Source organism: Shimia isoporae (assembly GCF_004346865.1).
Lineage (GTDB): Bacteria > Pseudomonadota > Alphaproteobacteria > Rhodobacterales > Rhodobacteraceae > Shimia > Shimia isoporae.
Map to the genome: position 1 here is coordinate 584754 of NZ_SMGR01000002.1, position 12241 is coordinate 596994.

The 12241-nt window shown below is 55.5% G+C and carries 9 protein-coding genes and 1 tRNA gene; 2 read left to right on the forward strand and 8 right to left on the reverse strand.

Annotated features, from left to right (window positions below; genetic code table 11):
• Nucleotides 1–68: 68 nt before the first annotated feature.
• The 4 genes from gltB to BXY66_RS14330 form a co-directional block, all read right to left on the reverse strand.
• Entirely contained in the window at nucleotides 69–4607 is a 4539-nt protein-coding gene (gltB, locus tag BXY66_RS14315; protein WP_132861041.1) for a glutamate synthase large subunit, read from the reverse strand.
• 80 nt (nucleotides 4608–4687) lie between these two features.
• Nucleotides 4688–5356: a hypothetical protein gene (locus BXY66_RS14320; protein WP_132861042.1), complete on the reverse strand. Its 669-nt coding sequence runs from the start codon at nucleotides 5354–5356 to the stop codon at nucleotides 4688–4690.
• Nucleotides 5353–6186 carry a hypothetical protein gene (locus tag BXY66_RS14325; RefSeq protein WP_132861044.1) on the reverse strand — a complete coding sequence of 278 codons (834 nt, stop codon included), beginning with the start codon at nucleotides 6184–6186 and terminating at the stop codon, nucleotides 5353–5355. Before BXY66_RS14325 ends, BXY66_RS14320 begins: the two co-directional genes overlap by 4 nt.
• Nucleotides 6187–6295: 109 nt before the next feature.
• Nucleotides 6296–7732, reverse strand: coding sequence for an NAD(P)-dependent oxidoreductase (locus BXY66_RS14330; protein WP_132861046.1), 1437 nt, complete (start codon nucleotides 7730–7732; stop codon nucleotides 6296–6298).
• 219 nt (nucleotides 7733–7951) lie between these two features.
• Between BXY66_RS14330 and BXY66_RS14335 the strand changes: the two genes are divergently transcribed.
• Nucleotides 7952–8758, forward strand: a complete 807-nt coding sequence (locus tag BXY66_RS14335; RefSeq protein WP_132861048.1) for an undecaprenyl-diphosphate phosphatase — start codon at nucleotides 7952–7954, stop codon at nucleotides 8756–8758.
• A gap of 46 nt (nucleotides 8759–8804) precedes the next feature.
• On the opposite strand, the gene BXY66_RS14340 is transcribed toward BXY66_RS14335, so the two are convergent.
• Nucleotides 8805–9782: a complex I NDUFA9 subunit family protein gene (locus BXY66_RS14340; protein WP_132861050.1), complete on the reverse strand. Its 978-nt coding sequence runs from the start codon at nucleotides 9780–9782 to the stop codon at nucleotides 8805–8807.
• A gap of 220 nt (nucleotides 9783–10002) precedes the next feature.
• On the opposite strand from BXY66_RS14340, the gene BXY66_RS14345 reads away from it, so the two are divergent.
• Nucleotides 10003–10089 (forward strand) — tRNA-Leu (locus tag BXY66_RS14345).
• Between the two features lie 95 nt (nucleotides 10090–10184).
• Here BXY66_RS14345 and BXY66_RS14350 read toward each other — a convergent pair.
• From BXY66_RS14350 to BXY66_RS14360, 3 genes are all read right to left on the reverse strand, one after another.
• Complete coding sequence (locus BXY66_RS14350; RefSeq protein WP_132861051.1) at nucleotides 10185–10490, reverse strand: hypothetical protein; 306 nt, start codon at nucleotides 10488–10490, stop codon at nucleotides 10185–10187.
• 110 nt (nucleotides 10491–10600) lie between these two features.
• On the reverse strand, nucleotides 10601–10864 hold the full coding sequence (locus tag BXY66_RS14355; protein ID WP_132861052.1) for a hypothetical protein: 264 nt from the start codon (nucleotides 10862–10864) through the stop codon (nucleotides 10601–10603).
• Between the two features lie 228 nt (nucleotides 10865–11092).
• Nucleotides 11093–12067 carry a DUF6602 domain-containing protein gene (locus tag BXY66_RS14360; protein WP_132861053.1) on the reverse strand — a complete coding sequence of 325 codons (975 nt, stop codon included), beginning with the start codon at nucleotides 12065–12067 and terminating at the stop codon, nucleotides 11093–11095.
• Between the last annotated feature and the right edge of the window lie 174 nt (nucleotides 12068–12241).

The window sequence follows — 12241 nt, forward strand, 5'->3', positions numbered from 1 at the left end:
CATCGCCCAAAACAGAAAGAACCCCCGCCAGCTTGCGCCGGCGGGGGTTCTGTATTTCCTAAACTAAGTTATTCCGCCGGAACGGCCGCACTCTCGTCGGTCAGCGGGTGCGGAATATGCACCAGCATCTCCTTCGGACAAACCTGAAGGAAGTTGCCTTTCTCCATGTCCCAATGCTGCAGGATATCCGCGGCCTTCCGGCTGCCGGTCTCGGCCACGTGGCGTTCAATCAGACCTTTCAGCTCGTCTTCCCAGTGCTGAACGGTTACCGGACAGGTCACCAGAGTCTCCATGTTCATGACACTCTCAGCTTTGCCTTCCGGGTCATAGAGATAGGCCATACCACCGGTCATGCCCGCGCCAAAGTTTGCGCCGATGTCACCAAGGATCACGGCAATGCCACCGGTCATGTATTCACAACCACAGGCACCGCAGCCTTCGATCACGACTTTCGCACCGGAGTTCCGAACAGCGAAGCGTTCACCCGCGCGGCCTGCGGCGAACAGGTAACCGTCTGTCGCCCCATAAAGCACGGTGTTGCCGATAATGGTGTTGTCAGCAGCGGTCAGCGGGCTGACCTGCGGCGGTCGCACGACGACAGTACCACCAGACAGGCCTTTGCCGACGTAGTCGTTCGCATCACCGGAAACCTCGATCTTCAGTCCCGGCGCGGCAAATGCTCCCAGCGACTGTCCTGCAGAACCGGTCAGTTTGACCGTCAGGTGATCATCCTGAAGCGCATTGCGCATACCGAAGTTGCGCACGATATGGCTTGAGGTCCGAGTGCCGACAGTCCGGTGCGTGTTCTGCACCGCGTAAGACAGCTGCATCTTCTCGCCATCTTCAAGGAAACGGGCCGCATCACGCACGATTTCAGAGTCCAGCGTATCAGGGACAAAGTTACGGTCCTTGTCGCGGTTGTAGACGATGTCTTGCGCACCATCGACCGTGATCAGAAGCGGGTTCAGATCCAGATCATCAAGGTGTGCAGAACCGCGACTTACCTGCGCCAGCAGATCAGCACGGCCGATCACATCATCAAGCGAGCGGGCGCCGATGGAGGCCAGAATTTCACGCACTTCCTGAGCATAGAACGTGATCAGGTTCACAACCTTGTCCGCGCTGCCCGTGTATTTCTTCCGCAGATCCTCGTCCTGCGTACAAACACCAACCGGACAGGTGTTGGATTGGCACTGACGCACCATGATACAGCCCATCGCGATCAGCGCCGCAGTACCGATACCGTATTCCTCGGCCCCCATCATTGCGGCCATCACGATGTCACGCCCCGTACGCAGACCACCATCGGTCCGCAGGGTCACCCGCTCACGCAGGTTGTTCATCGCCAGAACCTGATGCGCCTCAGTCAGACCCATCTCCCAAGGCAGACCTGCGTATTTGATAGAGGTTGCAGGGCTCGCGCCCGTGCCGCCATTGTGGCCGGAGATCAGGATGATGTCCGCTTTTGCTTTCGCCACGCCGGCCGCAATCGTGCCAACACCGGAGGAGGCCACCAGCTTTACTGTCACCTTGCAGCGCGGGTTGATCTGCTTGAGGTCATAGATCAGCTGCGCAAGATCTTCGATTGAATAGATGTCGTGGTGCGGCGGCGGTGAAATCAGGGTCACACCTTTGGTAGAGTGCCGCAAACGCGCAATCAGGTCGGTAACCTTCATGCCGGGAAGCTGGCCGCCTTCGCCGGGTTTTGCACCTTGGGCCACCTTGATCTCGAGCTCTTCACACTGGTTCAGGTATTCGGCGGTCACCCCAAATCGACCCGACGCCACCTGCTTGATCTTCGCAGACGGGTTGTCGCCGTTCGGCTCCGGGACAAAGTGTGCCGGATCCTCGCCACCTTCGCCGGAGTCAGATTTTGCGCCAATCCGGTTCATCGCCACGTTCAGCGTTTTGTGCGCTTCGGGGCTAAGTGCGCCCAGCGACATGCCCGGCGTTACAAAACGCTTGCGGATGGCTGTGATGCTTTCAACTTCCTCGATTGGAATAGCTTCACCCAGAGGCTTGATGTCCAGCAGATCGCGCAAATGGATCGGCGGGTTGGCCTGCATCTTCGCGGAGTACTGCTTCCACAGCTCATAAGACGCGCGGTTACAGGCCGCCTGCATCATGTGCATGTTCTGGGCGCCCCAAGCGTGGGTCTCGCCAGATTTGCGGGCCTTGTAGAAACCACCGATCGGCAACACGTCCGTGCCCGACAGGAAGCCCTTGGCATGAACTTCCTCGACCTTGTGTTGAATACCCGAGACACCGATGCCGGAAATCCGGCTGGTCATGCCCGGGAAGTACTCCGCACACATTGCGCGGCTCAATCCAACAGCCTCGAAGTTCAGACCCCCCCGATAGGAAGAGATCACCGAGATACCCATCTTTGCCATGATCTTCAGAAGACCTTGGTCAATCGCCTCACGATAACGCGCCATGTTCTCGGTCAACGTACCGTCCGCAAGACCACGAGTGATACGATCCGCCAACGTGTCTTCAGCCAGATAGGCGTTCACCACGGTCGCACCGGCACCGATAAGCACGGCAAAGTAATGAGGGTCGATACATTCCGCTGACCGCACATTCAGCGAACAGAACGTCCGCAAGCCTTTGCGCGTCAAATGGCTGTGCACCGCGCTGGTTGCCAGGATCATTGGCATCGCCACTTTGTCGGCGTCCTGGGCCTCGTCGCTCAATACGATGTGACCAGCACCGGAACGTACTGCGTCTTCGGCCTCGGCGCGCACACGTTCCAACGCAGCCTGCAATGCGCCTTCGCTGGAACCCGCATCAAATGTACAGTCAATCCGCACCACGGCATCGTCAAACGCTTCCAGCAGCTTTTCGAACTGCTTGTTGGCCACAAACGGGCTCTCCAGCATCACGATTTCGGTCTGGCTGCCATCTTCGCCAAGCACATTCTTCAGGTTGCCGAACCGCGTCTTCAGCGACATCACACGGTATTCGCGAAGGCTGTCGATCGGCGGGTTTGTCACCTGCGAGAAGTTCTGACGGAAGAAATGGCTCAGCGGACGGTACATCTTCGACAGAACCGCACTCGGTGTGTCGTCTCCCATCGAGGCCAGCGCCTCTTTCCCGTCTTCCGCCATCGGCGCGAGAATTTGCTCGACCTCTTCCATGCTGAAGCCCGCCGCGATCTGACGCGCTCGCAATTCATCACCCTGATAGGTGGCCGTTTCCTCAACGCTCTCAAGTTCACCGGCAAGGTCGCGGATCTTGCCAACCCACTCGCCAAACGGACGCGAGCCCGCCAGTTTGTCCTTGATCTCGGTGTCGTGATAAAGCTTGCCTTCTTTCATGTCCACGGCCAGCAACTGACCCGGACCAAGAGCGCCCTTTTCCACCACCGTGGCTTCGTCAATCGGCACCATGCCCGCCTCGGATCCGGAAATCAGCAACCCGTCGCCAGTCACCACATAGCGCATCGGGCGCAGTCCGTTGCGATCAAGGCCCGCACAAACCCAGCGACCATCGGTCATTGCAAGTGCGGCTGGTCCGTCCCAAGGCTCCATCACGGAATTGCAGTAGGAATACATGTCCCGCCACGCCTGCGGCAGCTCCACCGCCTGCTTGGACCACGACTCAGGCACCAGCATGGTTTTCGCCATTGGCGCAGAGCGGCCCGCGCGCACCAGCACTTCGAACACACCGTCAAGCGCAGCAGAGTCAGACGCGCCACCCGGTACAATCGGCTTAATGTCCTCGGCAAAGTCGCCAAACGAGGCCGACGCCATGCGGATTTCGTGGCTCTTCATCCAATTCAGGTTGCCCTTCAGCGTGTTGATCTCGCCGTTGTGCGCCAGCATGCGGAATGGCTGTGCAAGCCACCACTGCGGGAAGGTATTTGTCGAATACCGCTGGTGGTACAGGGCAAACGCGGACTCAAACCGTTCGTCCATCAGGTCCGGATAGAACACCGCCACCTGCTCTGCGAGCATCATGCCTTTGTAGATGATCGAACGGCAGGACAGCGACGCGATATAAAGCTCGGTGATATTTGCCGCCAGCGCGGCTTTCTCGATCCGGCGACGGATCACATATAGCTCACGCTCAAATGTCTCCTCGTCGACTCCCTTAGAGTTCGAAATCAGGATCTGTTCGATTTCCGGACGGGTCGCATTGGCCTTCTCGCCAAGGCAGGTCACATCGACCGGCACGTGACGCCAGCCATAGATACGGTAGCCCATCTTCAGGACTTCGGTTTCCACGATGGTCCGGCAGCTTTCCTGCGCGCCATGATCTGTGCGTGGCAGGAACACCTGACCCACCGCGATCAGCTGGTCCTTGTTTGGCTCGTGACCTGTGCGCTTGATCTGGTCATAGAAGAAGCTCACTGGAATCTGCACGTGAATACCCGCGCCATCGCCGGTCTTACCATCAGCGTCCACGGCTCCGCGGTGCCAAATCGCCTTCAGCGCAGTGATGCCCGCCTCAACCACCTTTCGGCTTGGCTTGCCATCGATGGATACAACAAGACCTACACCACAAGACGAGTGCTCTTCGCTCTCTTCATAGAGACCGTTCTCCGCCATCCACTTGCGTTTAGCTTCTTCTGCACGCACCCAGTTGTCGTCATACTTGGTCATTGGGGCTCTCCTTCGTTCCTTTGGTGGGCGGCGTTCTCAGCCACCGCTGCCGTTGGGATTTGTCTCATTTCGGGGCCTGCTCACTCGCAGGCAATGTCGCTGGTGGTGGCCAGGAAACCTGCCTCACCGGGGTAAGATATCTTGCGGGGTGTCCACTCCAGACGGCTCTTGCGACCAAACTGGTCCACGTTTGCCGCACCCTCGATAAACAGGGATTGGTCCTCGCTAGCGAAAATCTCGAAGTCATATTGCGCGGTCACGCCATTCTTGCGGATCGTCATCGTCCGGGTCAGCGTGCCTTTGCGCAGGGTGGTGCCGCTGATCTCGACTGTTTCATCACCAAAAGACATCTTGCTTTGCAGATCGAGCTCTTCGCCCGCCAGCATGCTGCCCGCCATGACCATCGCACGTTCGCCGGTGCTGACACCGGTCTCAAATGCATCACTCAACGAGGCTTCCGGCATGGTGCCTTCTTGTGCTTGGACATGCATCCGACCTTCATCGGCGAAATAGGCAATCATGTCCCACGTCGGGCCAAAACTGTGCGTGTCTTCCAACTCGCCACGCGCATAAGAAACCGCATCAACCTGTTCACCACACTTCAGATAGCTGGTCACGACACAACTGTCTTTGTGTACCGTGGCATAGGCTTCACACCCTTCTGGTACAGGAACTGTCTCGGCAACAACCGAAGTTGCCATCAAAACGAACGCTGTCGCTATCCACTTCATATCCAGTTCCTCTCTCATACCGTCTCCACCGTGTGGCCTTCGTTTTCTGGCGCGGTTCGCTCGAGGAATTTTTGGCGCTCTTGCCAACCATTTTCGGGCGGCATGAAGACGGTTTCACCGCGACGAATTGCGCCGCTGGCAACAATAATTCGATGCACAGCCCCCATGTCATTCTCAAACAGACGGTTCAGAATGCGCTGCTTTAACCCACGAGGCTGCATCCGACTGGCCAGATTGTGCTCCAAATCCGGAAACAGGAAATGTGCGCACCGCTCGGTTTGCGGACACAGTGCAGCATGCGCGCTGTCAGGTCCGCGGAGCCCGTGCAGAATTACCAACTGAGTGTCCGTCGAAAATGCCTCCAGTGGGTTAGGTACATCAGCATTCTCGGGCAACCAGCCGCGCCAGTCACTTTGACGTGGATCGAACGCTTCAAATACCGGTCCAAGATCGATTTGGGGCGCAATGGCAAAAGCGGCATCCAGCTTCAGATCGCCACACATACTCAAGAGAATACTGGCGCCAGATGAATTACCGACTCCGACCCATAGCCCCCGAGGCAAATCTTCGAATGCCTCCTCTATCGCTTCGACTATAGACGCCCGGACGCCCTGTGCGCTCAACCAAGTCCATTGGAGGTCTAGGATTGTGATCACCGACCGCGTGCCGTTGTTCGAAGCGGCGTTAACGAATGACTCCCGATTTGGCAGTGCTGCGTCACTTTTTGGGTTTTGCGCAAAGAACGACACCACAGTATCCGGACCTGTTCCCGGGTACAGACGAACTTCAACGTCACCCGACTTAAGCAAGACGCGTTCTCGTTGAATGTGTGCCGTAGTGTCTTTCACAGACTTGATCCTCCTGTGGGAACGTCACGCTGACTGACCTATCGGGGATTTTGAGCGGTAAAGAATACCGACAAAATACCGACGTCTTGCCGACGTGATGCAGCCCGCCTTATTCAGCCGCCACAGCCGTTGCCGCACCAAGCTTCTCTAGGATCGCATCCGCACAATCGCGGCCGTCCTTGATCGCCCAGACAACAAGGCTCGCTCCACGCACGATGTCACCCACGGCATAGACGCCTTCAAGGTCGGTCTCACCCGTGGTGAATTGTGCTTTCACGGTACCCCAGCGGGTTACCGCCAACTCTGGCTGCTCCCAAAGTGTCGGCAAGTCTTCCGGTTCAAAGCCCAGCGCTTTGATCACCAGATCGGCGTCCTCGACATAGTCCGCACCGTCGATCACTTCAGGGCTCTGACGACCGGACGCATCTGGTTGGCCCAGACGCATTTTCTGCACCATCACGCCTTCGACTTTGTCGCCACCGGTGAACCCTTTTGGCGCGCTCAGCCAGACAAACTCCACACCTTCTTCCTCAGCGTTCTGTGTCTCACGTTGCGAGCCCGGCATGTTTGCCCGGTCACGACGATAAAGACATTTTACGCTCTCGGCGCCTTGGCGGATGGCCGTGCGCACACAGTCCATTGCGGTGTCACCACCGCCAATGACAACAACCTTTTTGCCTTCTGCATTCAGTTCACCGCTGTCGATTTCCGGTACGCTGTCGCCAAAGTCCTGTCGGTTGGAAGCTGTGAGATAGTCAATCGCCTTTACGATGCCTTCAGCGCCGGCACCTGGCCCCTGCAAATCACGGGATTTGTAGACGCCGGTCGCGATGATAACCGCGTCATGCGCAGCGCGAATGTCGGCAAAAGAGATGTCCTTGCCTACTTCACAATTCAGCTTGAAGGTCACGCCGCCGTCTTCCAGCAACTGGTTGCGGCGCATCACGACATCTTTCTCCAGTTTGAAACCGGGAATGCCATACGTCAGCAAGCCACCTGCCCGATCGTAGCGGTCATAGATAGTCACCTGAATACCTGCACGACGCAGACGGTCCGCAGCCGCCAGACCACCCGGACCCGCGCCAATGATACCGACGCTTTCCGAGCGTTCCTGCGATGGGGAAACCGCTTTCACCCAGCCTTCTTCCCAGGCGGTATCGGTGATGTATTTTTCAACAGAACCAATGGTGACAGTGCCGTGGCCCGATTGTTCAATAACACAGTTGCCCTCGCACAAACGGTCTTGCGGACAGATGCGTCCACAGATTTCAGGGAACGTATTCGTCGCCTGACTAACGGCATACGCCTCTTCCAAACGACCGGTCGCCGTCAGGCGCAGCCAGTCGGGGATGTTATTGTGCAGCGGACAATGGCTTTGACAGTACGGCACACCACATTGGCTGCAACGGCTCGCCTGTTCCTCAGCCTTGGCCTTCGCGAACTCCGCGTAGATTTCCCTGAAATCTTCTTTGCGCACACTCGCGTCCCGCTTCTCCGGCATATCCCGGTCCACGGTCACGAATTTCAGCATAGGTTGCTTTGCCACGTCAGCTGCCTCCGGTTTTATTCAGTCGGGTGTGTGTAATACGTCCGTTTCGGATATAAAAGTCATATTTGCTGACCTATATAGAGGTTTTTTCTGTCTCGTAGCGTCAAATTTTGTGATGGCGCGCATTTTTTGGTCCGAATCGGTCCTAAATCAAATATTTTCTTTAAATTGCAGGGTCTTTATACCATGTCAAAGCACGAAGGGGACACAGCAACCATGCCAATTTTTCACATCTTTCTGGTCGCTGTGATCCAGGGTCTGACGGAATTCCTACCTGTAAGCTCTTCAGGACACCTGATTCTTCTGCCGAATCTCACCGCATTGGATGACCAGGGCCTTGCCATTGATGTGGCAGCCCACGTCGGCACGCTCGGCGCCGTGGTGCTTTATTACTTGTCCGACGTTCGCCTTGCCATTCTAGGGTTGCCCCGCGCACTGGCAGGCAAACGCGACACACAAGGAAGCAAATTGGCCTTCTTGCTGATTATCGCCACCATTCCAGTAGTTGTCGCAGGACTGATCCTAAAGGTCACCGGCCTGAATGAGGCCATGCGATCCATCACGGTGATTGGCTGGACCATGTTGGGGTTTGGCATTCTTCTGTGGTGGGCGGACCAGAAAGGCCACACCTCCAAATCAGAGTCAGATTGGACAACACGTGATGCTTGGCTTCTAGGCATCTGGCAAGCAGTTGCCTTGATTCCGGGTACATCCCGCTCCGGCATCACCATCACAGGCGCAAGATTCCTTGGCTACGAACGCTCCGATGCCGCCAAGATTGCCATGCTGATGTCGATTCCGACGATCTTTGCCAGCGGCGCTCTGTTGGGCCTTGATGTCGCCGCTCAGGCCGACCTTGCGATGCTAAAAGACATGAGCCTCGCCGCTTTGTTTTCATTTGCGGCTGCTCTGATCGCTCTCTCGCTGATGATGCGTCTGCTTAAATCCGTCAGCTTCACGCCATATGTGATATACCGAGTGATCCTTGGCGTCGTTCTGTTAACCATCGCCTACAGCCAATGAAAAAGGCGGGCGCTATGACCCGCCTACAGATCTCGATTAGTTAGGCTTAGATCTTCAGGTTGCGCGCTGAGTCTTTGATGCTGTCATATTGCCCGGACGGGCGGAACCGCCATAGATAGTCTGGCATTATCGCTTCTGGCGCCAAAGGGTGAATCCCAAGTTCCGCGAACCCCTTCGCGTCGTCGGCCACAACATTGTCCACACGCAAGAGTTTTACCTGATCCTTCGTCAGCACCGAGTTGTGAACCAGCCCAAAAGTGATGGCCTGCAAAAGCCCAAAACCAAACGCCATCAGGTTGCCCATCCAGAACGGCAAGTTCACCACGACGCGCTTGCGATGCACGACGGTAAGCATTTCGTCGATCCAGCCGCGCAAAGTTTTCACTTCGGGACCGCCAAGCTCGTAAACGCCTTCCGCCTGACCAAGAATGCCGATAACCGCCGCCTGCGCGACATCATCCACAAACACAGGCTGGAACTTGGTGTCACCGCCCAGGATCGGCAGCATTGGGCCCATGCGGGACATGGACGCAAAGCGGTTAAAGAAGCCGTCGTCCTGACCAAAGATAACCGAAGGCCGCAGGATCATGGCATTCGGCATATTCTGCAAAACGCCTTCCTCGCCCAGCGCCTTTGACGTGGCATATTCACTTTCAGTCTCTGTGTCGGCAATCGCCGACACATGTACCATCGTCGCGACACCCTGCTCCGCTGCAATTCTTGCGATCCGCTCTGCACCTTCATGCTGGACTGCATCAAATGTGTTTTTGCCACGATCCGACAGGATGCCAACACAATTCACGACCGCATCCGCGCCAGCCATGACTCCTGCCACCGACGCATCGTCACGTACATTGCAAAACACCGGCTCAACTTGTCCGACAGAGCCGTATGGCTTCACGAACATCGCCTCATTCGGACGGCGCACTGCAACACGTACGCGCCAGCCTTCCTTGGCCATACGCTGAGCTATGTGACGTCCGACAAATCCGGACCCGCCGTAGATTGTGACAAGTTTCGACATGGCTCGCCTCCGCTGGTGTCGTGCTAGGTGGAATAGCCGCCCACGCGCGCTCGGACAAGCCGCAAGGTGCGTGCGCGACAAGAAACCCCAGCTTTTTCAAATCCGCGGATACATCATGTCAAAGCCACACTCGGGGCAGCTCAACCTTTTTTGGGATTTTCCTTCGAATCGCGTTGACACCCTTCGCGCACAGGACTAAATGCCTGCTTCACCAACCCGTGCCCAGATGGCGGAATTGGTAGACGCGCTAGCTTCAGGTGCTAGTGTCCGTATGGACGTGGAGGTTCGAGTCCTCTTCTGGGCACCAAAAATCCGTCAGTTACCGTTAAAAATCAGCGGATTAGAGGTATGTACTGCCGACCTTTCCCCCAATTTATCCCCCAAAGAATTCGCGGCTATTGCTTACAAACAGCCGCCGGTCGCGAAGTTCGGTGTGCATCCACCTGCGCCATGTTGCATAATCAAATCGCGGTTTCTGTTTGCTCGATATGAGCTGTCGGCAGAGTAGGAGTAATTACTGGATTGCTGCCTTGCGGCTCTCGCCTCCACGACAGTTTGGCAGGCAGCTACGCTTCCAGAGGCGCAAGCTTCTTTAACTGCGCGAAATTCCGGTGATGAAATTGCATCCTCATAGTCGCTTCTGGCGGCATGATAGCTGGCACAACCGCTCAGAGAAGCAGCTACAGCAATTCCCAAACCAAGTTTCATTTCTTCCTCCAAAACTATTTCACATGAAAGTTAGTTTCCAGGATCAGCATTTACTTTAGAGTTTCCGCCGAAATTCTGTTTTTCAGCGCCAACTTAGCTACTCTCGGCTATCAGTCACTGTTGGCCAACCGGCGCATCAGCATCGCCAGCTTGCGGATCGCTTGTGCTTCCTTCGTCCTCCCGCCGTGGCGGAAAGCGCCGTTTTCTTCACCTTCGGGCGCTCCGCCTCCGGCGCCGTGAAACCGGCAGACGGTCCTGCCGCGCACCGCAGGGCCTTTGCACCTCTCGCCGGTTCGCTTCGAGGTGGCCGTGCATCTGGGAGCGGCGTTCATAAAGTCGATCCGGCACATGGGGTTGGTGTCAGCTTTTGGCATTGCCCCCTCCTGGTGCGAACGGTAGGTCAGCGAAAAATATGAAACAATAGTGTCGTGGCACCCGAAAACGGCCATTAGCAAGAACGCTGAGCAACTTCCGCTTTGCGCAGGAAACGGGCTTTGCAAAGTCATCGGCTGGGTGAAAGTGATTCAAGGCTTTGAAGCCTTTCGAACAAAAGCGGCAATGGTGGCAGTCAGCCCAAAAGCGAAATTCCAACTACTTCATAGTCACCACTTTATGTGCTCCCTTGTTAGTTCGACGTGGTCGGTAATGCGGAATGGATATACCGCGACATCCGAGACAGCGGAGCAAAGGTCAGAGACAAAGGCTATTATATGGTTACAATCATCATCTGCGGCTATGAAACTCATCGTAGCACGGGCATTGGTAGTGCCGTCATTCATCATGACTCTTGGATAAAGATGAGCCTTACCATTATGTGCGTATGTCTGGTAACCATCTGCAAGAGATAAGAACATATTATGATCCATTGATGCTTCATCCTCACTTGTCACGCGAGAAGTGAAAGATGTTATTTCATCTTTCATCGCTTTGCTGCCTCCTGCAATGTCAGAGCAAACAACGAAGCTGACTTTGTTTTGCCAATGATTTTCAATGGGATTATAGTCTTCTCGCAAAAGCTCATGCATGCGATCCGAAACCGACTTTTTGCAGTGCCCCCTCTTTTTGTCTTGCTCGATCTGTATGCGGTGTTTCGCTTGCTCAATTACGACCTCAGCTGCGCGCCAGCTAGGACGTACCGGAATTGGGGTTTCGGGCCCGTCACGCGTAAGCTCCTTAACTTTCCGGAGCTTTTTCAAAACATTGACTATTTCTGATTTTTTCAGAGACGACTTTACTTCACCGACTGCAACGATCGTTTCTAAAGGGTAAAATCGTCGAAATGCTGCGTCTTCCACCTTTGGCGTCTCATCGGCATCAAACAAGACAATATCAACCTGAGTGCTAGTATCGCCCTTTCTCCCAATAATGAATCCGGTGCCTGTCTCTATGTGCCTCGGAAGAAATGTTTTAAGTAGGTTCTCAAGAAGTCTTTCTCGATACATGCCATATTCGCCTGAATGAATTGTCTTATTTCCCTCTCCTGACGAAAACGCCTCTTTGACCATCACTTCATAGGTGTGGCGAAAAGAAGTGGCTCTACTTCGAATGAGGGGAAGAAGTCTTGTATTTTCTGGCATTGAATGATCGATTCTCTAAACTGCGCGATCGCTTGTATCAAACGAGTAGACTTCGTAAAGTCGTCGACTGGACCTCAATTAGGCTCAGGACCCATTGATTTTCGCCGTGCGACATGATTCATCGCGCAAAAAACAAGCGGTGAACATGTCTGACCTTTTCTGGCTGAGCGACGA

Coding starts and splice junctions, on each gene's coding strand:
- gltB (WP_132861041.1), bottom strand. CDS start 4,607: ATGACCAAGTATGACGACAACTGGGTGCGTGCAGAAGAAGCTAAACGC.
- BXY66_RS14320 (WP_132861042.1), bottom strand. CDS start 5,356: ATGAGAGAGGAACTGGATATGAAGTGGATAGCGACAGCGTTCGTTTTG.
- BXY66_RS14335 (WP_132861048.1), top strand. CDS start 7,952: ATGCCAATTTTTCACATCTTTCTGGTCGCTGTGATCCAGGGTCTGACG.
- BXY66_RS14340 (WP_132861050.1), bottom strand. CDS start 9,782: ATGTCGAAACTTGTCACAATCTACGGCGGGTCCGGATTTGTCGGACGT.
- BXY66_RS14350 (WP_132861051.1), bottom strand. CDS start 10,490: ATGAAACTTGGTTTGGGAATTGCTGTAGCTGCTTCTCTGAGCGGTTGT.
- BXY66_RS14355 (WP_132861052.1), bottom strand. CDS start 10,864: ATGCCAAAAGCTGACACCAACCCCATGTGCCGGATCGACTTTATGAAC.
- BXY66_RS14360 (WP_132861053.1), bottom strand. CDS start 12,067: ATGCCAGAAAATACAAGACTTCTTCCCCTCATTCGAAGTAGAGCCACT.